This window comes from Bacillus cereus group sp. MYBK108-1, assembly GCF_051917185.1.
Taxonomy (GTDB): Bacteria; Bacillota; Bacilli; order Bacillales; family Bacillaceae_G; genus Bacillus_A; species Bacillus_A cereus.
Window position 1 is genome coordinate 124,073 of record NZ_JBQAHZ010000004.1, and the last position, 23,635, is coordinate 147,707.

The window sequence follows — 23,635 nt, forward strand, 5'->3', positions numbered from 1 at the left end:
ATGGTGTTTGTGAAAATAATGATTAGTACGTTGATTGCAAATTCAGTGTTGACTTTTATCATTGGGAGAGTTGATAGCTGTGTGGTTAGCATATGACATAATTATTAACCATCAATACGATTTTAATAGAAGAGAGGAATTCTTTATGAAAACAAGCAGTAAAATTACATGTGCAAGTCTAGCACTTTTAATAGGTGGAAGTTCCCTGTTATACATAACACCAACATCAATTGTAAAAGCAGAATCTACGCAAAATGTATCTAGTTCGTTACAAACAAGTACGAAAAGCGATCGTACTTCCGTTAAGAAAGCAATGCGAGATGAACTGCAACTTGGATACCCGGGAATACTCGCTCAAATTTCTAAGGGGGGTAAAACTTGGAGTTATAGTGCTGGGATAGCGGATTTGAAAACTAAGAAACCAATGAAAGCAGATTTTCGCTTTCGCATTGGCAGTGTGACGAAAACGTTCATTGCAACAGTTCTGCTTCAATTATCTGGAGAGAACCGTTTGAATCTAGACGACTCCATTGAAAAATGGTTACCTGGTGTTATTCAAGGAAACGGATATGATGGTAATCAGATTACGATCCGGCAAATATTGAATCATACAAGTGGTATTGCTGACTATATAAATTCAAAAGACTTTGATATTACGGATATAAAAAAATCATATACGGCTGAAGAATTTGTAAAGATGGGGATTTCACTTCCCCCAGACTTTGCCCCAGGAAAGGGTTGGTCTTATTCAAACACAGGATACGTATTACTGGGGATCCTTATTGAAAAAGTAACTGGCAACAGTTATGCGGAAGAGGTTGAAAATCGGATTATTGAACCTCTTGATTTGTCAAATACATTTCTACCTGGTAATTCAAGCGTGATTCCAGGCACCAAGCATGCCCGTGGCTATTTGCAACTAGACGGAGCGAGTGAGCTAAAAGACGTTACTTATATTAACCCAGGTAGCTCGGATGGAGATATGATTTCTACTGCTGACGACTTAAACAAATTCTTCTCTTACTTACTAGGTGGCAAATTACTGAAGGAACAGCAGTTAAAACAAATGCTTACTACAGTTCCTACAAATAGAGAGGGAACCGGGTATGGTCTTGGAATCCTTGAAATTAAGCTTCCGAACGGTGTCTCGGTATGGGGACACAGGGGGGGCGTTCCAGGGTTTTCCACTTTTGCTGGTGGAACACTTGGAGGTAAACATACACTCGCTATCAATTCGAACAGTTTAAACATTAATAACCCGGAAGTTTTTAAAAACATTTTACTTGCTGAATTTAGCAAGTAGGAAAAACGGATAAATTTTGTCATTTGTAATTTCCATCGGAATGGATTACCGCTTGAAATGAGTATAGAGGGATTAAGTATCTAGAAACAATCAAGTCAATCATGAAGGATGGCTAAGGGGTTACATTGGCCGGTTAAAAGAGCAACACATATAATGAGTGATTATTATATATACTATTGTATTTGTATGGGTATTGTCACTAATTGTAAATTTATATAAGGTGGGAAGTCTAATTTAAGACTTCCCACTTTTTCCGTTTAACAGCTTTTATTGTGAAGCTATTAACAATAGAAAAAGGAGAATGTAACTAGTTATGCAGATGAAGCTTGGTACATGCGCTATGTAGGATTTTTTTGGGGGATATACAAAAAATAAATTTAGAAGAATATATGAATTAGAGACAAGAAAGCTCAAGTGAATTGAAAACCTTTACTTTTTTGTTTTGGAAATAGTATTTAATTAAACAGTATGGTACTTTATTTTAATAATTGAACAACTGCCTACTAAAAAATTTGATAGGCAGTTGCTTTGCTTTTGGGTGAAAAAAATGATTTTTCTTTAATCTGTAATAACAGTTATAAATTAATTTTAATTATCTTATGAAATAGGGAAAATCAATATAAGTTATAATTATTACTTGTTTTTTTGTTTTACTTGTTCTTTTAATTCATCAAGGGTCTTACCGCTAATATTGTCAGTAATAGTTTCATGTATTTCATTTTTTAATACAATTGTTTTTCCTGCAAGTTGTGCTTTGGAAGACATTTTACTTTCATTAATAGTTTCTATGTTTGTCTGAAGGTCTGCTTTGTTATTTTCATCAAAGGTAATTGCGAATGGTTCAATTGCTCCGTAGTAGTTACCAAATAATTGATCCTTCTTCAAAAACATCATATATTTTTTATTAACCATAGGTTCGATATATAAAGGATCCTTATTTTGCACCTCTTTAGTAGTTATCTTAGTAGCCTTTTTTGTAACTGTGCCATCTGGTGCAACAACTGCATTAGAATCTTCAAGTTTTACAGTTTCAGCGAAACGATGATTGATTTTTATTTGTTTATTTTCATTCACACCTTTAATTGTTTCGGAAATGTTGAAATTATAAAGATGTCCTTCAACGTAATTTTCTTTGTCCTCTTCCGATGGATTACTTGGATTACGTGCCATATTCCACTTAGAGTCAAGACCTTCATATTCACCGATTACAACTAGATCTGCTTCATTAATCATTTGATTTAAATCACTTGTAGCAGGGAAATCTTTACTGAGAATAACAGTTTCGGTATTCTTATCTTCTTCAGCAACAGGGGAGAAGTGACTATTAAATGCTGAATATCCTCCCAAACCAATTACTGTAGCCAAAGGTATTGCAATTACCATAGTTTTTGCTTTTTTACTTAACATTAAGAAATCATCTCCTTTTTCTGTTAATAGATTGCATTTACACCATTTTTATCGTCAGTTTGAGGGACATGCATAGTAGTACGATTACGATTGCTGTTCATAATTGAAGTACCACTGTTGTGACCTATTCCTATTGCATGACCAAACTCATGGACTCCTGTACTTTTAGCAACATTTGATTTTGTAATATTTGTATTACCTGCGTTAATATCACCAGCAAATTTCGTTACTTTTTTAGTGGATGTATTATAAGATGTCTTCATTCTTCCATAATAAGTAGAGGAACTTTCAAACCAAGAGTTTAATGTGTTCACAGAAGAAGAGGAAACTGTAAAATTAATACGAGAAGCAGTGTACCAGGCTGAATCGGCAGCTTGCCAACCAGATTTGATGATACTTGAACCATCGTCTAATCTGTCTCCCCATTTATATGTAGCTGATTTTGAAGGCAGCTTCCATCCTTCTTTTACATAAGCCTCTGAAACGCCAACGCTTGAAAAAACAAACACAGTACCTAATAAAAATGCAGTAATCCCTTTTTTAAAATTCATATTATCCCTCCAAAGATTATTTTTAACAAGAGAATTATAGCACCATTCTCTTCTTTTGGATTAATATTTAATTAACATTTAGAATATTTTGTATTGAGAAAATATAATTTAGGGAGACTTTATTATAATGTATAAATATAAAGCAATGAAATGGTGTCTATGTTTATTCATATTTACTTTTTTAATTATTATTGGTAAAACAATTTGGTCCAGTATAGATGTGGCAGGAGTGTCTAGCGTGTCATCGAATTCTGAAACTATAGTATTAAATAAGACATTCAAAACTACAAATCATTTAAGCGAAATGGTTGAAGAAGCAGACGTTATTGTACTAGGTGAATATGACGGCTTATACTCTAAATGGAATATGGCAAACAGTTCATCACATGAGATTCAAAGTGAAGATGTTGAAGGCCATTTGTTTAGTTTTCATGTCAAAGAAATCTTAAAAGGGGACTATGTAAAGAATGAAATCTTAATAAATCATAGATATTCAGAAAATCTCGTATTAGAGGAAAGTAATGAAATCATTGATAAAAATGGAATCATTCTGAAAGGTGCTACGAAAGTGTTTACTAAAAAAGTAGAAAATAAAGATCCATTGTATATAAAACCAAAATCCGAGGAGACATATATAGTTTTTTTAAAAGAAAATAATAAACTTGGACATTTTTATCCAGCTTTAGAACCTTTTATGATTGAATTTGATGTAAGAAATATTGCACACCTAAAGAGCAATCTAATAAATTGGGATAAAAATAAATATAAATTTGAAACAAAGGTTAAGAATAAAACTTTTTATATTGAAAATGACATAGATTCAACGATCAAAGATAATATTAGCGGAAAAAAATTGAGGGACATTAAGGATTTTGTGAAGAGGACTTCAAAAATGAAATAACATTGTAATAAGTTATATTTCTATTATTAATTGAAAGTTATTACCCTATAAATTCAGTCATTTATTATATAACTGAGTACATAAAAAATGAACTGAATTCTAATAAATAACGTAAAAGCTAAAAGATTTTCGCTTTGAGAACATCTTAAAATATTAAATTGATGGTAACTTTGTTGTATCTCTTTAAACATACCTATATTAAAACCCAAATTTCTCAATTTAATGCTGAGATATTTGGGTTTTTTTAAAGTAATCAATTTTTTAAAAAATTTTTAGAAATTTAAAGATAAAGTATTGTATACATGTAAGTATGATTAAAAATGAAAAGTTGTAAATGCTAAATTTAATTAAATACGCCTTACTCTCTTTACCATTGGCCTGAGTGAATAGTTTATAGGAAATTACACTGGCTAAAGATGCGATAATTGTTCCAAGCCCTCCAATATTTACTCCTAGTAATAAAGCTTTCCAATCAGAAGTAAAGTTTGATAGAAGAATTGAAGTAGGAAAATTGCTAATCAATTGACTCAAGAATATGGAACTAAAGAAGACTGAAGTATCTCCTCTTAAATTAGCGCGAGCAAATGTCTCCAGCGCATCGGAATGGGAAATGTTTCCGATAAAAATAAAAAAACAGACAAAGGTTATTAGAAGAAAGTAATCGATCTTAAATAGTAAGTTTCTATCTAACGTAAATGCTGCCATCAATGTAACCATTAGCGCAATGTAATAATTAATGACACCAAAAATAGATGCAATGATAGTGATAAGTATCAAAATCCAGATGGTAGCTTTTTTTCGATTCTTCACGGTAATAACAGGTAGTTCTATTTTTAAATTTGTTTTTTGAAGTTTTTGAGTAAATATAAATAACAAACTGATTCCAAGTACAGCTAAAAGCAGGATTGAACCTAAAAATGGGATGAGCTTAATTCCATAGTAAGAATATAAGTATAAATTTTGTGGGTTTCCCATAGGCATCAAGCTACTGCCGATGTTTGCCGCAATTGTTTGCAGGATGATTGTATCCATCATGTTCATTTGTGTTTTTTTACTAATGACAAGTGTTATTGGAACAAAAGTGAGGAGAGCGACATCATTTGTTACAAACATGGAGCAAATAAAGCATAACAAAATTAGAATAATAGATATTGACCTGCTGTTATTGCATTTATTTAAAATCGCAACGGCAAGTTTGTCTAATATCTTTAGCTGTTCCAAGGCCTTAATGGCCACCATTAGATTAAATAAGCTAATTAACACTTCAAAGTTAATATATTCGATCTTTGGCGAATGTATTAAGCAGCTTACAATTGCTAGTATCAGTGAAATGGTAAGTACTAAATCCTTTTTTAAAAATTCGAATTTCATAAGGAGTCTTTTTTTACTTTGAACGAATACTATTTCTTTCACAATACACCACCTGTAATCTATGTTAGTAGAATGAAACGCAAAGGAAATATACATTTAATAATAGATATTCAACAAATCTCACTAGGGGATTAATTGAGAAAACAAATGTTTTTTGTATGATACCATAAATAAATTAAATGTTTTGTTTTTTTAATATTCTTATAATAACTTATCGATTCTTGATTTCAAATACTTTATATGAAGTTCTAAAAGAGAAAAAGTATGCATGTTTTTATGAAGAAAATAGAGACTTGTCAAAAGTTAGGTAGAACGGAATCCGTGATGTTTGGATACTGTATAAAATTCACAAAACCTCACTGTTTTTTTAGATGAAAAAACCTTAAAATATTTTTTGGTTTTTATAAAAATCTGTACTTTTTCGTAACATTCTGTACTTTTGATTATAAATTAAAAATAAGCTTCTCTTAGTTGAAGATTGAAAGCGCTTCATAGTTTTTCTATGAACTTTTTACCTAGCCTATTTTTGAGATTAGTAGTGAGAAAGGAGATATTTCCATGTTCTAGGGAAAATTAACAAAAAACCAGTTAATCACTATTGATTATTATGATTTAAATGTAAATCACCGGTAAACGAAACAAACATAATAGTACAACAATATTAGTGGATAAGAATATTAGTTTTACAGAAGGGGATAGAGCACCGTATGTATAAGCGTTAAGTTCTTCGAAAATTCAGTTTTACAGTTACATGTTGTGATGTTTGCTTAAACAGGCCAATCCTATTAATATAGAAAATTTTTATCCTTGTTGTATTTGAATATGAATGAGGTATTTATGCCAGGGAATATAGGTGATTTTATATAGATTATGATAGATAAATTTTTGGTATGGAGTGATAATATGGAAAGATTTTTTGTAGATTTAGTCGGGTCAACGAATGATTTTTTATGGTCTAAATTGTTAATTATTATGCTTGTTATTTGCGGAATTTATTTTACATTTAAATTGAATTTTGTACAGTTTCGAATGTTAAAAGAGATGGTCCGTGTATTAATGGAGGGGAAAAGTGGTTCTAAAGATCAAATCTCCCCTTTTCAAGCGTTTTGTATTGGTATGGCAGCTCGCGTTGGAACAGGGAATATTACAGGAATTGCGATTGCGATTGCATTAGGGGGGCCTGGAGCTGTATTTTGGATGTGGATTATTTCTATTATTAGCTCGGCATCCAGTTTTGTTGAAAGCACATTAGCACAGATATATAAAGTAAAAGATAAAACTGGCTTCCGCGGTGGTCCATCCTATTATATGGAAAAAGGGTTGAATAAACGTTGGATGGGAGTATTATTCTCTATTTTAATCACAATTACTTTTGGTCTTGTATTCAATTCAGTACAATCAAATACAGTTACAATTGCTTTTCAAAATGCATTTGGTACAGATCGCCTAACAGTCGGGATAATCATGGCCATTGCTTTCGCTGCGATTATCTTTGGTGGTGTACAACGTATTGCAAAAATGGCTGAATACAAAGTGGTATTTTTAGCGGTATTATACATTGGAGTTGCATTATTTGTTGTAGTTACCAACATATCAAAAATGCCGGAAGTTCTTTCTCTTATTGTTCAAAACGCATTTGGTTTTAAACAAATAGCAGGAGGTTCAATTGGTGCAGCACTTATGAATGGGGTTAAACGTGGTTTATTTTCAAATGAAGCTGGTATGGGAAGTGCACCAAACGTTGCTGCAACAGCAACAACAAGTCATCCGGTGAAACAAGGACTGATTCAAGCGTTTGGTGTATTAACGGATACACTGATCATTTGTACTAGCACTGCCTTTATTATTTTGCTTTCTGATGCATATAAACAACCGGGGTTAAATGGTATTGCACTTACACAAGCAGCATTAAGTGAACACATCGGTTCTTGGGCATCGGGTTGTCTTGCTATCTTTGTTTTTTTATTTGGATTTGGTGCGTTAATTGGCAACTATTATTATGGTGAAACAAATATTCGCTTCTTACATACAAGTAAAGTGTGGTTAATGATATACAGAATAAGTGTGTTGGCTATGATTGTATTTGGTTCCGTTGCAAAGGTTCAAATTGTATGGGATTTAGCGGATTTATTTATGGGCTTTATGGTTATTATTAATTTAATTGCTATTACCTTACTTTCAAAAGTAGCATTTGCGGCGTTACAAGATTATATAAATCAGAAAAAAGCTGGTAAAGATCCTATTTTTTATAAAGAAAACATTAAAGGGCTTAAAAATATTGAATGTTGGGAAAATTATCAGAAAAATTCAAAAAAGAAAAGTGTGTAATAAGAAAGATATTCAGACTGCAATATGTCTGAATATCTTTCTTGGTTCTAGTGCAAATATTATTGATTATAGTAAAGAAAAAATCATTCTATATAAAGTTAATAGTACGGGGGAATATTTTTAAATGATAAAAGATTATAGCATTCAAATTGAGGGTCAAGAAAAAGTTTGCTTAGATCAATGGGTAGCCCATTATCGAACGTATGCAGCTAAGGGACGAAGCGCCAGTTATATTCCCGCTCTGGGGGAAATAAATGTATCGCAGTTAGGTATTTGTATAGTAAAGCCAGATGGAACAATGATAAAGTCAGGAGATTGGGAGATACCTTTCACATTACAAAGTATATCAAAAGTAATCGGTTTTATAGCCGCTTGTTTAAGTCGCGGTATTTCTTATGTATTAGAACGAGTTGACGTAGAGCCAACTGGAGATGCCTTTAATTCAATTATTCGTTTAGAGATACATAAACCAGGAAAACCTTTTAATCCTATGATTAATGCTGGAGCGATTACGATAGCTTCACTTTTGCCAGGGAAATCGGTGCAAGAAAAATTAGAATCTCTATACGTATTAATTGAAAAAATGATAGAGAAGCGTCCTGCTATTAATGAAATAGTATTTCAATCCGAATGGGAAACGGCTCATCGTAATAGAGCTTTAGCATACTATTTAAAGGAAAATGGTTTTCTAGAATCAGATGTGGAGGAGACACTAGAGGTTTACCTAAAACAATGTTCGATTGAAATAAATACAGAAGATATTGCCTTAATAGGGCTTATACTAGCACATGATGGATATCATCCTATTCGCAAAGAACAAGTGCTCCCTAAAGAAGTGGCTAGGTTAACAAAAGCTTTAATGCTTACTTGTGGAATGTACAATGCTTCTGGAAAATTTGCTGCTTTCATTGGATTACCAGCTAAGAGTGGGGTATCTGGCGGAATTATGACACTTGTTCCCTCAAAATCTAGGAAGGATTTATCGTTCCAAGATGGATGTGGTATTGGTATTTACGGACCAGCCATTGATGAGTATGGGAATAGTTTACCAGGAATTATGTTGTTAGAACATATTGCAAAAGAATGGGATTTAAGTATATTTTAAAAAGGAGCACAGATATTTTGGTGTTAGAGCGAGTCCAAAAGTGTTCAGACCTTATATTGTGTCTGAACATTTTTGAGTTATAAAGTATCTTTCTAAAGTAGAAGGGTGTAATGAATACTCACAATCTATAATGCTTTCGTTTATATCTTATTTATCAGTTTTTGAAAAAAATAGAGTAAGTATTGTATTAATGCAAATAGGTTTGTATACTGACTGTTAGGCGAAAGTGAGAAGTGATTATTTTGAATCTTAGTAATTTAGTAAAAAAAGACATCTATATTCTCGTTTTAATGATACTTACAGTACCCTTAGTAGGTGAAATAAAGTCATTTCCTTTAAATGAAACATTTAGAATGAGCTTTGGCGCACCAACATTTTTCTTTTTTTTGTTATTGTTTCGACGAATTCCAGCATTTTTACCGGGTTTTTTAACAGCGATAGTCGTGGTAGTATTTCGTATCTCAATGGATGTCATTATAAAGGGAAATATGGATTGGCTAGCCGCTTTTCATACGCACTATCCTAGTTTTTTCTTTTATTTTACTTATTCGTATCTCTTTCATTTAGCAAAAATCAAACGTTTTTATCATCAACCACTAATGATTGGTTTTATTGGTTGCATGATTGAAATACTGTCAGACTGTGTGGAATTAATGATTCAATATTTCGTATTAAAAACATCGATCACATCCGAGGCAATAAATGAGATCATTGTTATCGCATGTTCCCATAGTTTTATAGTTCTAAGCTTTTTCAATATGATGAAATTGTATGAAGCGCAATCAAGGGAGAGACATATAAAGAAGCAAAATGAACACATGCTCATGCTCATCTCTAATTTATATGAAGATGCTGTTCATTTAAAAAAAACATTACAAGATGCTGAGAATATAACAAAAAAATCCTATGATTTATATAAAACCTTAGACTCTTTTGAGCACAAACAGATGGATTTTCAGTTTGAGGATTTAAGGCAACAGGCATTACAAATTGCTGGTGAGGTCCATGACGTTAAAAAGGATAACCAACGTATTTTTGCGGGACTTTCAAAATTAATTTCTGATGAAAGTTTTACAGATTATATGTCTGTGCATGAACTAGTAAATATCATTATACGGGCAAATACGAAATATGCACGGTTGCTAGAGAAAGACATCCAATTTGTGTATAAAATTGATGGTGTGCATCCTCATTATCATATTTACACAATCTTATCTATTATAAATAATATCGTTACAAACGCTGTAGAAGCTATCCAAGGTATGGGAACCATCACAATTGACATTAATAAAGACCACCATTTTGTTGAATTTCAAATAGGCGATAATGGTCCTGGTATTTCTTCAAAATATAAAGATTCAATTTTTGAGCCTGGGTTTACTTCTAAATATGATGATTTAGGCAACCCATCGACAGGCATCGGACTATCGTATGTTAAAGAAATGGTCGAACAACTAGAAGGTGATGTTACGCTTGAGGACAGAACCGAAGGAAAAGGATCAATTTTTATAATTAGATTAGGGATTGATCATATAATTTCGAAAGGGTGATTCTATGTATTTTTATATAGTAGATGATGAAAAAGCGGTTCGCTCAATGTTGGCTCAAATTATCGAGGATGAAGATCTTGGGGAGGTTATAGGAGAAGCTGAGGATGGTTTATCTTTAGAGCAACAAATGGTAATCCTTAAAAATATAGACATTTTATTTATCGATTTGTTAATGCCGAATCAAGATGGAATAAAAACAATTCGTCAAATAAAGCCTTCGTTTAAAGGGAAAATCATCATGGTCTCTCAAGTAGAATCAAAAGAATTAATTGCTGAAGCTTATTCGCTTGGTGTTGAATACTATATTATTAAGCCAATTAACCGGATTGAAGTATTAACAGTTGTTCGGAAAGTCATTGAACGAATTCGTTTGGAAAAATCAATAAAAAACATTCAAGAATCGCTTAATATGGTACTAAAATTGGATAGTAATTTAAGTACGCAAGAAAAATACCGTAGTGAAAAACATTTAAATACTTTCAATCATTTTCAAAATTCCATTCATTTTCTTTTGTCTGAATTAGGAATAGCCAGTGAAAGTGGAAGTAAAGATTTAATGGATATGCTAGATTATTTATATAAATATGAACAAGATAACACGTTGGAACAAGGCTTTCCCTCACTAAAAGAGATTTTTATGAATTTGGCTCAAAAAAAACTGGGGGATTCAGCTGAAGATGCCGAATTAAAAAGGTTCATAGAAGCTTCCAAACAACGGATTCGGAGAGCAATTTATCAATCATTAAACCATTTAGCATCCCTTGGACTTACTGATTTTTTAAACCCGAAGTTCGAAAATTATGCTTCTAGATTTTTTGATTTTACTACCGTAAGGAGAAAGATGACAGAATTGAATAATGAACCAACATTACCTGCTCGTATTGATACGAAAAAATTTATTCAAGTTCTTTATTTTGAAGCAAAACGAATACACTCGGAATTACGATGATAAACTCTTGCTCATTATTACTTTCAATTAATAGATTGATAGTTGTTTTCATGTTATTTGTTTTATATAGTTTTTCTAAGAGAGTATTTTCCTTTATTTCATATTGGTTTTAAAATCAGAAAATTCCGTATGGATTCAGTGGAAATATATTAACTTAGAACAAAAAAATGTGTATGCTCTATTTTTAAATATTAATATTCGTTAAAGGAAATAAAAAATTCCACAATAAGATATAAATACATAGTAAGTTGAATAAAGAAAAAAGATGCTATCTTCTAGCATCTTTTTTCTTTAAGAGGAAATATCATTGATACTTATATTATTTTAAATTCAAATGCGGGCATATAAATAAAGGAAAAGGAGATAATATTTAACAAATTATAATTGGAAATGGTATTTTAGGTCAGAAATGTTTTTATACTAATTAGGTTATTGGTACTAAATAAGCATAATGTCTTGCTTTTCTGCTCTTTAATCTTATCGTTATTTTTTATTAAGTACATACCGTTCTTTAGAAGTCTCAATCCTAGCAGAGTATATAAATTGGGTGATAAAAATGTGGAACATAATTACTTCTTATCTTCCAGATTGGAAAGTCTTTGTACAAGCGTTTATCTTGTTTTTAATTCCGTATACTATCTCAAGATTTTTTCATTGGGTTCGTATGTCAGAGAAAGAGTGGGAAGAATGAGTTGGTGGAAGTCAAGAGACAAACAAGTGAAAAAAAATAATATTCAAAGTAAAACGAAACAAGAGCATAAACCATCTCAAAATGCAACCGTTCATTTCACAAATGACTTTGCCTCTAACTTAGAACTTATAAAGCAACAAATCGGACATAATTCTGATGTTCGCTTTCGGAAGTTTAATATTGGACGCACAGATATTCAGGCTGGGATCGTTTTTGTTGATGGTCTATCAGATAAAGAGATAATTGACAAACATATTATGAAATTACTAATGGATGATTTTTCTGATGAATATAAAAATGAATCTTCTTATGTAGAGGGGACTGTTTCAAAAGAATATATTAAAAATAAAGTTCTTACAATTAGTGAAGTAGCAGAAGTCCATTACATAAAAGATTTAATACCCAAAGTATTGATAGGTTCAACAGCTCTTTTAATTGATGGTTTAGCAGATGTGTTTATTCTTGGTACAACAAAAGCAAATAAACGAAACATTGAAGAACCAGTATCGGAGGCATTAGTCAGAGGGCCACGGGTCGGTTTTACTGAAGTATTAAGTGATAATACCTCACTTTTGCGACGACATTGTGCGGATGAGAGCTTATCATTAGTAAAGCTACCAGTAGGAGAACGTGCAAAGAAAGAGTTAGTTGTCGCATTTATTAAAGATCTTGCTAGTACAGAATTGGTGGATGAAATAAAAAACAGAATTCAGAAAATTGACATAGACAGTGTACTCGAATCTGGTTATATTGAGCAACTCATTGAAGATAATTATCTAAGTCCTTTTCCGCAGATTCAAAATACAGAACGACCTGATCGTGTTATTAGTGCTTTGATGGAAGGTCGAGTAGCTATTTTGTTAGATGGAACACCATTTGTTTTAATTGCTCCAGTTACATTTAGTATGCTACTGCAATCACCAGAAGATTATTATGAAAGGTGGCTTCCTGGTACGCTTCTCCGCTTATTACGCTTCATGACAGCTTTTGTTTCATTATTTGCTCCAGCACTGTATATTTCTTTCATTTCGTTTCATCCAGGATTAATTCCCACTAAGCTCGCTATTTCTATTCTCGGATCGCGAGAAGGAGTTCCTTTTCCCGCTTTAATAGAAGCGTTAATTATGGAAGTAGCTATCGAAGTTTTACGAGAAGCGGGTTTACGTCTGCCTAAACCAATTGGACCTGCAATGGGAATTGTGGGCGGTTTAATAATTGGTCAGGCTGCCGTAGAAGCAGGAATTGTTAGTCCAATAATGGTTATCGTTGTTGCGGTAACAGCTATTTCTTCTTTTACTATTCCGCAATATAGTGTGGGAATTACGTTACGCATTCTTCGTTTTGTAGCTATGTTTTGTGCTGCGATATTTGGCTTGTATGGAGTTATTCTCTTCTTTCTTTTACTTTGCAGTCATTTAGTGAAACTGAAAAGTTTTGGCGTTCCTTATACTAGCCCTGCTGTTCCGTACCGATTTAGTGATTGGAAAGATTTTATGGTTCGCATGCCATTAAAAATAATGAGACGTCGACCGAAAATAATGCATACCAAAAAAACTAACCGCAAAAGGTAGCTGATGACGAAAGGAAGTGGCCTTCAGTGATTACTATACCTAAAGACCGAATAACAACTGCACAAGCAGTTGTTATTATTGTAAATTACATACTGGGAACAGGAATCCTCACTCTGCCCAGAGCATCTGTAGAAAAAGTGAAAACACCAGATGTATGGTTAAGTGTGATATTAGGTGGGATACTCGCAATGGTTTCAGGAGTAATTATGGTCAAACTAAGTCAGCAGTTTCCAGATAAAACATTTTATCAATACAGTCAAGATATTGTAGGGAAATGGATAGGCAGGTTGCTTAGTTTTCTTATTATAGGGTATTTTCTTACAACTTCAGCCTTTCAAATTCGTTCAATGGCAGAAGTAATAAGCTTTTTTTTGCTAGAAGGAACTCCCACATGGGCTATTGTTATGCCTTTTATGTGGATAGGTCTCTATTTGATTATGAGTGGTATTAACTCGATTGCACGGATGTTTGAAATAATATTTCCTATTACTTTCTTTATTTTTTTACTCATTTCCTTTATGAGTATAGGGATATTCGAGATAGATAATCTCCGTCCCGTATTAGGTTTGGGAATTAAACCGGTGTTAGATGGGGTAAAAACAACGTCTCTCGCATATACAGGTCCAGAAATTATGTTAATTCTTTTGGTGTTTATGGAACAACGAAAGAAAGCAGTAAAAGCTATTTTAGTTGGAATTTCTATTCCGTTAATCTTTTATGTAATAACTGTTGTAATGGTCATTGGTGCATTATCAATTGATGGGGTTGTAACAAGAACATGGCCGACAATTGACCTTATGCGCAGTTTTGAAATTTCTGGTTTAATATTTGAACGTTTTGAATCTTTACTGCTTGTAATATGGATTATGCAAATATTTGCTACCTATACAATTAGTTACTATGCAGCTGCATTAGGATTGGCACAGCTCTTTAAAAAGAGTATTCATCCGTTTATTTTTGCTTTGATTCCAATCATTTACATCATTGCTATGACTTCGAAAAATATAAATGATTTGCTTAAACTGGGGGATATGCTCGGTAATGCTGCTTTATTTTTATTTGGTTTACTGCCACTGCTTCTTCTTATTATTAAGCGATTAAAAGGAGGAGTAGTGTGAAAAATAAATTTAATTATATGCGGTTCTATTTGGTTTTGTTATGTACGCTTTTGCTTCTATTTTTAACAGGATGTTGGAGCAGTAAAGAAGTAGAAGAGTTGAGTTTAACTGCAGGTATAGCACTAGATAAAGGGAAGGATTCAACAATTGAGAAAGAGGATGAGGAAGGAGGTTATCCTAAAAGAAATCTTATAAAAGCAACTTATCAAATTGTCAGTTCGCAAGCACAAAGTAAAGGAAACGGACAACAAAAACGTTATATAAATGTTTCTGAGACCGGTGATTCCATTCATCAAATTGTTCGTGAGTTTTCATTGAAAAGAGAGAGCGCAATGTTCAGCCCACATTTAAAAAACATTGTTATTAGTGATAGTCTTGTACGTACATACAGTTTAGAACAATTACTTGAACAGTATCTCCGCGACAATGAAGTTCGGCTTAGCTGTATGATCTTAATTAGCAAGGGTCTAGCGAAGGAGGTACTGGAATCAAACAAAAAAGGAGAAATCCCAGCATTTCGTTTGTCTGGAATTGCAGATAATCGAAAGAGAACAACAAGGATTTTACCTCCTGTATCACTCGCTAAATTGGAAGGAAAGATGCGGTCAGGGTCCAGTTTTCTATTGCAAAATGTAATCTCGATAAAAGGAGAAACGAAATTTGTAGGAGCTGCTGTAATTAAAGGGAAGACAAAAAAGTTGATGGGCTTTTTAAATGAACAGGAATTGGAAGGAGTAGTATGGATAAACGGAAAAAGGAATGGTGGTGTGGTAAAAACTTTTGATAAAGAATCAAAGAAACTCATTATATACGAAATAAAGTCAATAAAAAGCAAAATCATACCACATGTTAACGGAAATAATATTTCCTTTGATGTAAACATTGAATCAGAAGGGCGTTTGTCTGAAAATTGGATGCAATCAGGAAAAGATTTTGAAAATGAATTTTTAAAAAGGGAAGAAAAAGCTATTGAAAAAGAAGTAAAGCACTTAGTACATCATGTTACAAAAAAAATACAAAAAGAATACCAAGTCGATATTGCGGGTTTTGGCAACCAATTAAGAATTAAACACCCGAGAACATGGGAGAAAGTCAAAAAAGATTGGGATCGAACATTTAGTAAGGTACCGATTAAATATCATATAAATGTAACTATACAAGATTATGGAGCGTCAAGTTTAAAACGGTGAGATACCTTAATTGAAATTATATTTGCATCAAAACAAAAAGTTACAAAAATTTTAATTTAAAAACTTTTGTAACTTTTTGTTTTTTTATGTCCTTCTTATTATAAATTAAAGAAATGATTTTACCCTATACATTTCTTTTGCGTTATAAAAGTAAATCACAATAGTTACTATTGGCGTGTTATTTAACGTTAGGAAAGAGGAATCGCTATATGTCTTGAATAGGAGGGAGTTTGAAGTGCAAGCGAAAGCAGTGCAAATAGAAGAAATCTATCAAGAAATATTAGACGGTAAAAGAAGTAGGTTTCCACCGAATACATGGAAAGAAGATAGCAATAGAGAGCTATCTAAAAGGGTCACAAAATATTTAATTGAAACAATTTTAAAATGGAATGAAGAGGATATTAAACAAAAATGGAATACGCCTTTAATTATAAAATATCGATTACTCGGCGCGCTCAAACATAGTTATGATAATAGTCCCTATAAGATGATTGAAGACTTATATCCCAATAGATTTAAAGAGTGGGAGTTTGGTATGGCACCATTAAATTTTTGGACTAAAGAAAAAGCTCTTGAAGCATTAAAATGGACTGTTGAAGAAAAAGAAAAACTAAGTAAAGTAGAACTATTCAAATTCTATAGTAAAAAATGGTTAGAGAAAAATAAACTCAGTGCACCATTAGTTATGTATTGGAATGGTAGTCCTTATGCAATGATAAATTCTTTATATCCTAATAAATTTAAAGAGTGGGAATTTAGTATGACTCCTAACAATTTTTGGACTAAAGAAAAAGCATTGGTAGCATTAAGGTGGACTATTGAAGAAAAAGAAAAATTAACTTCTTTTCAATTATTACAAGTTTACAGTGTAAAATGGCTTACTATTCATAATTTAATTTCTCCTTGTCAAATATTCTGGAATAACAGTCCGTACGCCATGATCAATGACTTATATCCTGGTCAAAATAAAGAATGGGAATATAAATTCACACCTACCGGATTTTGGACTGAAAAAAAAGCATTAGAGGCGCTGAAGTGGACTATTGAAGAAAAGGAAAAACTAACAGAGGGGCAATTACTATCTATTTACACACAAAGATGGTTAATTAAACATAAGTTATGGACACCATTAAGAAGATATTGGAAGGGAAGTCCATACAATATGTTAAATACTTTATACCCCAATCGTTATGCAAAAGATATGTTAAAAGGTTATAAAAATAAATAATGATTATATTAGAAGTCTTACTTATATCATACAATATCAAGTTTAAGATAGAGTTAATGAACTCTTAACTTAATTATAGGAGCGAAATTATATGTCACCTTTACGAGATGAAGCATTAAAAATGCATAAAGAAAAACAGGGGAAGATTGGTGTTTATTCTAAAGTTAAAGTACAAAATTCAACAGATTTAAGTCTCGCTTACTCACCAGGTGTTGCTGAGCCATGCTTAGAGATTTATAAAGATGAAAGCAAAGTATATGATTATACAATGAAAGGGAATCTAGTTGGAGTTATATCTGATGGAACTGCAGTATTAGGTCTTGGGAATATTGGACCTAAAGCAGCTATGCCAGTGATGGAGGGAAAAGCTTTACTTTTCAAATCATTTGCTGAGATCGATGCTTTTCCTATTTGTTTAAACACTAATAATCCGGATAAGATTGTTGAGGTTGTTAAATTATTAGAACCAAATTTTGGTGGGATAAACTTAGAAGATATTGCAGCACCACAATGCTTTGAAATTGAGGAGCGCCTAAGAAAATCTTGTGATATTCCTGTTTTCCATGATGATCAACACGGTACAGCTATTGTAACGATTGCTGGCCTAATTAATGCACTTAAGTTAACAAATAAAAAAATTGAAGATGTGCAAATCGTTGTGAATGGTGCTGGTGCTGCTGGGATAGCGATTGTTAAGCTGTTACTTCATATGCATGTAAAAAATGTTATTTTGTGTGACACAAAAGGGATAATATATGAACAGCGACCTATTGGAATGAATGCGCTTAAAGAAGAAATAGCTCGTATTACAAATATAGAACAGAAGCGGGGAACATTAGCAGAGGCCCTTATTGATGCTGATGTATTTATTGGAGTATCAGCTGCAGATGTAGTTGATGAGGATATGATTCGTTCTATGAATCATAATCCTATTATTTTTGCCTTGGCTAACCCTACACCTGAAATTATGCCTAATAAAGCAAAAATAGCAGGAGCACTAGTAGTTGGTACAGGACGTTCTGATTTTCCTAATCAAGTAAATAATGTACTAGCTTTCCCCGGAGTTTTTCGTGGAGCTTTAGATGTACAAGCAAAAGAAATTAATGAAGAAATGAAGCTAGCAGCTGTTTATGCAATAGCTGAGTTAATTTCAGAAGAAGAGCTTCATGTCAACTATGTCATTCCAAATCCGTTTGATCCTAGGGTGGTGCCACATGTAGCATATGCTGTCGCACGTGCTGCAGTGGAAACCGGTGTTTCAAGAAAAAATATCAGCATGTCTGAAATTAAAAACAATCTATTCAGGTTAACAAAAGAGGTAAATATATTAAAATAAATATTTTTCTTAAGAAAATATTATGTAGTAAAGGTTATCTACTTAGTTCTTAGCGTATAAAAAGTTAAATTATGTGTATCTCCCTTTCTGATATTTGTAAAACGCATATATTTATTCCTTGTGAAGTATGAAAATTAACAAAGTCTTAAAAGGAGCGAGTTTAAATGATGATTGTTCTTCAGGTAGTTTTAGCAATTTTTATTGTAGTAGGGGGATTCATAAAAATTTTCCGTATATCTTTTCAGGTAGAACATTGGCGACAATATCAATATTCATTATGGTTTATGTCTATAATTGGTTTTATTGAAATTATTGGAGCAATAGGTATAATCGGTGGTATTTGGAATCAATACTTAGCGCTAGGAGCAAATACGTTATTAGCAGTTCTCATGGTCGGAGCCATTCATGCTCATATTTTTCGAGCAAAACAATCTATTTTAATGGCAATTCCTGCATTACTTTGTTTCATATTATCTATGGGGATAATTATTTGGAATTTAAATATATTTTTTTAAGGTTAACTATAAATTGTTAAAATAAGTAATTATTAGAGGGATGTGTAAGCTCTATTTAAAATGTTGAATAGTTAAAGATTATTAATTCATAAAAATTATCACCATTTTACTCTCGTTTTTAATAGTTCTATGAATAGAAAGTCTCTTCATTTTTTTAATGCATGCTTGTAAACGAAATACGAAAACATAACTCATTATAGGAAGGAGAATTTTGAAATTCTATTGATAAACCCAGTAATTGTAATAGCCCTTATTTAGAATAATAATTTCAAAATCAATAAAATTTAGAGTAGAAGGAGCAAGAGCAAATTATTATGAATAAACAAATAGGATTCATCGGATGTGGAAACATGGGTATTGCTATGATAGGTGGGATGATAAAAAAAAATATAGTTTCTCCAGATCAAATAATTTGTTCAGATTTAAACGTCAGTAATTTAAAAAATGCTAGTAATGAATATGGCATAACTATAACTACTAACAACAATGAAGTCGCTAACAGTGCTGACATTTTAATTTTATCAATCAAACCAGATTTATACTCATCGGTAATTAACCAAATAAAAGATCAAATAAAAAATGATGTAATCGTTGTAACTATTGCTGCAGGAAAAAGTATTAAGAGCACTGAGAATGAATTTGGTAGAAAGTTAAAGGTTGTTAGAGTAATGCCTAATACACCGGCACTTGTTGGAGAAGGAATGTCTGCGTTATGTTTTAATGAAATGGTTACAGAAAAAGATATAAAAGAGGTACTGAACATATTTAATATTTTCGGCCAGACGGAGGTCATAAATGAAAAACTAATGGATGTTGTTACATCTATTAGTGGTTCTTCTCCAGCATATGTGTATATGTTTATAGAAGCCATGGCAGATGCTGCTGTACTTGGCGGTATGCCGAGAAAACAAGCTTATAAATTTGCGGCTCAGGCTGTATTAGGTTCTGCAAAAATGGTATTGGAAACAGGAATACATCCAGGTGAATTGAAGGATATGGTTTGTTCTCCAAGTGGAACGACGATAGAAGCTGTAGTAACGCTAGAAGAAAAAGGTTTAAGAACAGCTATCATTTCAGCTATGAAACGTTGTACGCAAAAATCTATGGAAATGTCTAGTTTAACTAGTAAGTGAGAAGCGAATTTATATAATATTTCAAATCTATTTAATGTAAAAGAAATATTATGAGGCTAGTTAATAACTAAGTAAATTTATATACAACACTAACGAGAAGAACAAACCTTATTTTAAAGGGGATACAGAAAATATGAGTAATTTACTAAAAAAGAAATCCGTTACACAATTGTTAGAGCATAATCAAAGCAAGACTTTAACGAAAACATTAGGAGCATTTGATTTAATTATGTTAGGGGTAGGCTCGATAGTTGGAACGGGCGTTCTTGTGTTAACTGGATTAGTAGCAGCAAGAAATGCTGGTCCAGCAGTTGTTTTTTCATTTATACTTGCAGCAATTATATGTGGATTTATAGCATTATGTTACGCGGAAATTGCTTCTACACTCCCGGCGTCTGGTAGTGTATATACGTACTCATATGCAACAATTGGTGAGTTTGTTGCTCATCTAGTAGGTTGGTCATTGCTGTTAATATATATCGTGGCAACAGCGGCTGTCGCTGCTGGATGGACAGGCTATTTCCACAATTTAATAAAGGGATTTGGATTAGAGATACCTAAAGCTCTAGTAACGATTCCTTCGCATGGTGGTATTGTGAATCTACCAGCAGTAATCATTACATTGATATTAGCATGGATGTTATCCCGTGGTACAAGGGAAAGTAAACGAATCAATAATATAATGGTATTGATTAAAATTGGTATGATTTTGTTGTTTATTACAGTTGGTATATTCTATGTAAAACCAATGAACTGGATACCAATTGCACCATACGGTTTAAGTGGGGTTTTTACGGGTGGAGCAGCTATTTTATTCGCTTTCACAGGTTTTGATATATTAGCAACTTCAGCAGAAGAAGTAAAAGATCCGAAACGTAATCTTCCCATCGGTATTATTGCATCATTAATCATATGTACAATTATTTATGTTATGGTATGCCTTGTTATGACAGGAATGGTTTCCTATAAAGAATTAAATGTTCCTGAGGCAATGGCTTATGTAATGGAAGTTGTAGGACAAGGAAAAGTCGCTGGTGCAATTGCTGCAGGTGCTGTAATTGGCCTTATGGCTGTTATTTTTTCCAATATGTATGCGGCAACACGAGTATTCTTTGCAATGAGTCGTGATGGATTGTTACCGAAATCATTTGCGAAAGTTAATAAGAAAACTGGAGCACCCACTTTTATAACTGGATTAGCAGGAATAGGGAGCTCTATAATAGCTGGGTTTATTGATTTGAAAGAATTAGTTAATTTAGTTAATATCGGTAGTTTGGTGACGTTTGCGTTAGTTTGTCTATCAGTTATTATCCTTCGTAAATCACATCCAAATTTAAAACGTGGATTTATGGTACCTTTTGTACCTGTATTACCATGCGTTGCAATTGTATGCTGTGTGTTTTTAATGCTAAATTTACCGTTAAGGACATGGGTGTACTTTAGTATTTGGATTACTATTGGGGTAGTAGTATATTTCCTTTATTCGATAAAACACAGTAATTTAAATGAGGAAACGATCTCGAAATTACATGATAAAATTGCGAGATAATAACGATCGAAAATTTTATTAATAATCATATTGATAGTTGAGTAACATAGAAACAGTTTTTTGACATTTAGCAAGAGATAAAATAAGAGATGCTAGGGCAGCTAAGTACTTTTTTAGAAACTTTGCTTGTTTTTTACGATTTAACACTGCTAAGGAGAGAGAAGTATGAGTGAATTGCATTTTATGAGTATAGAAGAATTGGATAATAAATTAAAAAAATCTGACAGTGGTATTTATTTCATTAAAGACTATAATGACAATATTATTTATGTAGGCAAGGCTTTTAGTATAAAAAGTAGAGTATTAGCTCATTTTAATAGTTATTCCAATATTGAGGAATATGTACATTTATTTAATAAAGTAGCGTATCTCATTGAAGATAGTTTGTTAAAACGCTCTTTGTTACAAGTTACTTATATGATTAAATATAAACCAGTATTAAACAAAGAAGTACAAAAAGAATTCCCAGAGTTGTATACTCAATACATTAAGCAGACAAATAAAAAATCTATGTTGTTAGAAATTGATAAAGCTAAAGAAAAAGGGGATGAGTTAAAGAATAAATTAGTAAAATTAGTGGGTGGAAAAACTATGTTTTATGACATAATTTCTCTGTTAAACAATGGATATAACTATCATATCCTCGCAAAAGTATTGAGCATAGAACTTCAAACTTTAATTATAATGAAAGAATACCGAAAAAAATTCCCGATACCACATAATTATAAGAGGACAATAAAACATCAAGATATAATGTATGCTTTATCTGGAAAAAAGAATTTAAGTACTTCAAGGTTAAACACTTAACTTTAAAGTAGTAAATTCGTTGCTTTTGTAGCTTTTATAGCTTTTATTGTTATATTGAAATGCAATGTACATTTGTGTTTCAAATTTAATTGGTGGAATAAGGGGAGGGAAAGGGTTCCTATAAAAATACTGGAATAAATTAGGTTGATCATGCATAAATAGCATAATTAGGCACATGTTATTTATAAATATTCAAAGATACGAAAGTAATACAAATGAAATTCTTATTTCTGCTACTACAAGTACTATTGAGCAAATGAAGTATGAAAGTGCTTTTGAACTAGGGGTCACACTGGGACCTGATACATCACATCATCTGCAAATGGTTCGGATCGGTGGAGAGATTACAAAACGCTTAGTTCGAATAGCTGAAAAACAGTTAACAGGTCAATACAGACTACACTAAGAAAATAATCCGTATATATACGGATTGTTTTTCCTTTAATTTACAAAAAAATAAATTTCGAAATTGAAAAAACCTCTCAGATTCCTTTGTAATAATATTTTTTAGTTATGTTAATGACGTAGGTATCGAAAGGTGATAAATTCGATACGAGTGATGTATGAACCCTTTAAAGAGTTTTGGTGTTATTTGCAATTTTAATTCCATAATACTTAAGCCGATATAATAAAATGTTTTATGTCTAAATCGATATAAAGGAATAGTTTTTAAGTGATATTTCTTTTTTTATAGAATAAGCAAAACCTGATATTGTAGTAAGAATTGTTTTGATGTCAATTTACTGTGCACCTTGGTTATTGAAGTTTTTGGTTGATTAACAACTATTGTATTTGGAAATTAATAATAAGTTTATCTCGCTATTTGCCGGGCAGTAAGACCCCGACCTCAAAATTCAGCGGAAGCAAAGAAGTTAGGTGGGGGATCAACTGTCCGTAAAAGCCCGATTGGTGTGGGCTAATAATCAGTGGGGATGAACAAAATCCCCACTGATTAAAGTTTCACTTTATGTGATGCGGTACTAAAACTATCTAGTTTGCTATTTTTAGTATTTGTAAAGTCTATATATATTT

General features: G+C 32.3%; 20 protein-coding genes. 17 read left to right on the forward strand and 3 right to left on the reverse strand.

Translation table 11 applies throughout. The annotated features are described in order from the left end of the window. Positions 1 to 145 precede the first annotated feature (145 nt). Complete coding sequence (locus tag ACTFSL_RS08925) at positions 146 to 1,303, forward strand: serine hydrolase domain-containing protein (RefSeq protein WP_088363636.1); 1,158 nt, start codon at positions 146 to 148, stop codon at positions 1,301 to 1,303. A 633-nt stretch (positions 1,304 to 1,936) separates the two neighbouring features. On the opposite strand, the gene ACTFSL_RS08930 is transcribed toward ACTFSL_RS08925, so the two are convergent. Continuing rightward, positions 1,937 to 2,710 carry a hypothetical protein gene (locus ACTFSL_RS08930; RefSeq protein WP_000949362.1) on the reverse strand — a complete coding sequence of 258 codons (774 nt, stop codon included), beginning with the start codon at positions 2,708 to 2,710 and terminating at the stop codon, positions 1,937 to 1,939. 23 nt (positions 2,711 to 2,733) lie between these two features. Continuing rightward, positions 2,734 to 3,261: a matrixin family metalloprotease gene (locus tag ACTFSL_RS08935; RefSeq protein ID WP_001009605.1), complete on the reverse strand. Its 528-nt coding sequence runs from the start codon at positions 3,259 to 3,261 to the stop codon at positions 2,734 to 2,736. A 127-nt stretch (positions 3,262 to 3,388) separates the two neighbouring features. Here ACTFSL_RS08935 and ACTFSL_RS08940 point away from each other — a divergent pair, with 127 nt between their 5' ends. Then, positions 3,389 to 4,162, forward strand: coding sequence for a hypothetical protein (locus ACTFSL_RS08940; protein WP_000280045.1), 774 nt, complete (start codon positions 3,389 to 3,391; stop codon positions 4,160 to 4,162). A 261-nt stretch (positions 4,163 to 4,423) separates the two neighbouring features. Here ACTFSL_RS08940 and ACTFSL_RS08945 read toward each other — a convergent pair whose 3' ends face one another. Next, complete coding sequence (locus ACTFSL_RS08945) at positions 4,424 to 5,575, reverse strand: anion transporter (protein WP_440041540.1); 1,152 nt, start codon at positions 5,573 to 5,575, stop codon at positions 4,424 to 4,426. Positions 5,576 to 6,436: 861 nt separating this feature from the next. Here ACTFSL_RS08945 and ACTFSL_RS08950 point away from each other — a divergent pair. The 15 genes from ACTFSL_RS08950 to ACTFSL_RS09020 all read left to right on the forward strand — a co-directional run bounded on the left by ACTFSL_RS08950 (position 6,437) and on the right by ACTFSL_RS09020 (position 23,009). Beyond that, on the forward strand, positions 6,437 to 7,861 hold the full coding sequence (locus tag ACTFSL_RS08950) for an alanine/glycine:cation symporter family protein (RefSeq protein WP_048527828.1): 1,425 nt from the start codon (positions 6,437 to 6,439) through the stop codon (positions 7,859 to 7,861). 124 nt (positions 7,862 to 7,985) lie between these two features. Further along, positions 7,986 to 8,966 carry a glutaminase GlsA gene (glsA, locus tag ACTFSL_RS08955; protein ID WP_048527827.1) on the forward strand — a complete coding sequence of 327 codons (981 nt, stop codon included), beginning with the start codon at positions 7,986 to 7,988 and terminating at the stop codon, positions 8,964 to 8,966. Between the two features lie 233 nt (positions 8,967 to 9,199). Beyond that, on the forward strand, positions 9,200 to 10,516 hold the full coding sequence (locus tag ACTFSL_RS08960; protein ID WP_000584790.1) for a sensor histidine kinase: 1,317 nt from the start codon (positions 9,200 to 9,202) through the stop codon (positions 10,514 to 10,516). Between the two features lie 4 nt (positions 10,517 to 10,520). Beyond that, positions 10,521 to 11,465, forward strand: a complete 945-nt coding sequence (locus tag ACTFSL_RS08965) for a response regulator (RefSeq protein ID WP_061457413.1) — start codon at positions 10,521 to 10,523, stop codon at positions 11,463 to 11,465. 556 nt (positions 11,466 to 12,021) lie between these two features. Beyond that, a complete protein-coding gene (locus ACTFSL_RS08970; RefSeq protein ID WP_000267088.1) occupies positions 12,022 to 12,156 on the forward strand; it encodes a hypothetical protein in 135 nt (44 codons plus the stop codon). After that, complete coding sequence (locus tag ACTFSL_RS08975; protein WP_440041541.1) at positions 12,153 to 13,727, forward strand: spore germination protein; 1,575 nt, start codon at positions 12,153 to 12,155, stop codon at positions 13,725 to 13,727. The genes ACTFSL_RS08970 and ACTFSL_RS08975 overlap by 4 nt, the downstream gene beginning before the upstream one ends. A gap of 26 nt (positions 13,728 to 13,753) precedes the next feature. Beyond that, entirely contained in the window at positions 13,754 to 14,845 is a 1,092-nt protein-coding gene (locus ACTFSL_RS08980) for a spore germination protein (protein WP_017673624.1), read from the forward strand. Then, positions 14,842 to 16,035, forward strand: a complete 1,194-nt coding sequence (locus ACTFSL_RS08985) for a Ger(x)C family spore germination protein (RefSeq protein ID WP_431139907.1) — start codon at positions 14,842 to 14,844, stop codon at positions 16,033 to 16,035. The genes ACTFSL_RS08980 and ACTFSL_RS08985 overlap by 4 nt, the downstream gene beginning before the upstream one ends. 235 nt (positions 16,036 to 16,270) lie before the next feature. Then, positions 16,271 to 17,263: a DUF4046 domain-containing protein gene (locus tag ACTFSL_RS08990; protein WP_001148033.1), complete on the forward strand. Its 993-nt coding sequence runs from the start codon at positions 16,271 to 16,273 to the stop codon at positions 17,261 to 17,263. A 91-nt stretch (positions 17,264 to 17,354) separates the two neighbouring features. Further along, positions 17,355 to 18,599, forward strand: coding sequence for an NAD(P)-dependent malic enzyme (locus tag ACTFSL_RS08995; RefSeq protein WP_000074778.1), 1,245 nt, complete (start codon positions 17,355 to 17,357; stop codon positions 18,597 to 18,599). Between the two features lie 164 nt (positions 18,600 to 18,763). Then, a complete protein-coding gene (locus ACTFSL_RS09000) occupies positions 18,764 to 19,114 on the forward strand; it encodes a DoxX family protein (RefSeq protein ID WP_440041543.1) in 351 nt (116 codons plus the stop codon). A gap of 314 nt (positions 19,115 to 19,428) precedes the next feature. After that, positions 19,429 to 20,247, forward strand: a complete 819-nt coding sequence (proC, locus tag ACTFSL_RS09005; protein ID WP_440041544.1) for a pyrroline-5-carboxylate reductase — start codon at positions 19,429 to 19,431, stop codon at positions 20,245 to 20,247. A gap of 133 nt (positions 20,248 to 20,380) precedes the next feature. After that, complete coding sequence (locus ACTFSL_RS09010; protein WP_000067450.1) at positions 20,381 to 21,796, forward strand: amino acid permease; 1,416 nt, start codon at positions 20,381 to 20,383, stop codon at positions 21,794 to 21,796. Between the two features lie 165 nt (positions 21,797 to 21,961). Then, entirely contained in the window at positions 21,962 to 22,603 is a 642-nt protein-coding gene (locus ACTFSL_RS09015; protein WP_001292163.1) for an excinuclease ABC subunit C, read from the forward strand. Positions 22,604 to 22,778: 175 nt separating this feature from the next. After that, positions 22,779 to 23,009: an alpha/beta-type small acid-soluble spore protein gene (locus ACTFSL_RS09020; protein WP_000897407.1), complete on the forward strand. Its 231-nt coding sequence runs from the start codon at positions 22,779 to 22,781 to the stop codon at positions 23,007 to 23,009. Positions 23,010 to 23,635 lie beyond the last annotated feature (626 nt).

Bases quoted from the DNA above. Each gene is read 5' to 3' on its own strand.
- ACTFSL_RS08925 (WP_088363636.1), top strand. From the start codon at position 146: ATGAAAACAAGCAGTAAAATTACATGTGCAAGTCTAGCACTTTTAATA.
- ACTFSL_RS08930 (WP_000949362.1), bottom strand. From the start codon at position 2,710: ATGTTAAGTAAAAAAGCAAAAACTATGGTAATTGCAATACCTTTGGCT.
- ACTFSL_RS08935 (WP_001009605.1), bottom strand. From the start codon at position 3,261: ATGAATTTTAAAAAAGGGATTACTGCATTTTTATTAGGTACTGTGTTT.
- ACTFSL_RS08940 (WP_000280045.1), top strand. From the start codon at position 3,389: ATGTATAAATATAAAGCAATGAAATGGTGTCTATGTTTATTCATATTT.
- ACTFSL_RS08950 (WP_048527828.1), top strand. From the start codon at position 6,437: ATGGAAAGATTTTTTGTAGATTTAGTCGGGTCAACGAATGATTTTTTA.
- glsA (WP_048527827.1), top strand. From the start codon at position 7,986: ATGATAAAAGATTATAGCATTCAAATTGAGGGTCAAGAAAAAGTTTGC.
- ACTFSL_RS08965 (WP_061457413.1), top strand. From the start codon at position 10,521: ATGTATTTTTATATAGTAGATGATGAAAAAGCGGTTCGCTCAATGTTG.
- ACTFSL_RS08970 (WP_000267088.1), top strand. From the start codon at position 12,022: ATGTGGAACATAATTACTTCTTATCTTCCAGATTGGAAAGTCTTTGTA.
- ACTFSL_RS08975 (WP_440041541.1), top strand. From the start codon at position 12,153: ATGAGTTGGTGGAAGTCAAGAGACAAACAAGTGAAAAAAAATAATATT.
- ACTFSL_RS08995 (WP_000074778.1), top strand. From the start codon at position 17,355: ATGTCACCTTTACGAGATGAAGCATTAAAAATGCATAAAGAAAAACAG.
- ACTFSL_RS09000 (WP_440041543.1), top strand. From the start codon at position 18,764: ATGATGATTGTTCTTCAGGTAGTTTTAGCAATTTTTATTGTAGTAGGG.
- proC (WP_440041544.1), top strand. From the start codon at position 19,429: ATGAATAAACAAATAGGATTCATCGGATGTGGAAACATGGGTATTGCT.
- ACTFSL_RS09010 (WP_000067450.1), top strand. From the start codon at position 20,381: ATGAGTAATTTACTAAAAAAGAAATCCGTTACACAATTGTTAGAGCAT.
- ACTFSL_RS09015 (WP_001292163.1), top strand. From the start codon at position 21,962: ATGAGTGAATTGCATTTTATGAGTATAGAAGAATTGGATAATAAATTA.
- ACTFSL_RS09020 (WP_000897407.1), top strand. From the start codon at position 22,779: ATGTTATTTATAAATATTCAAAGATACGAAAGTAATACAAATGAAATT.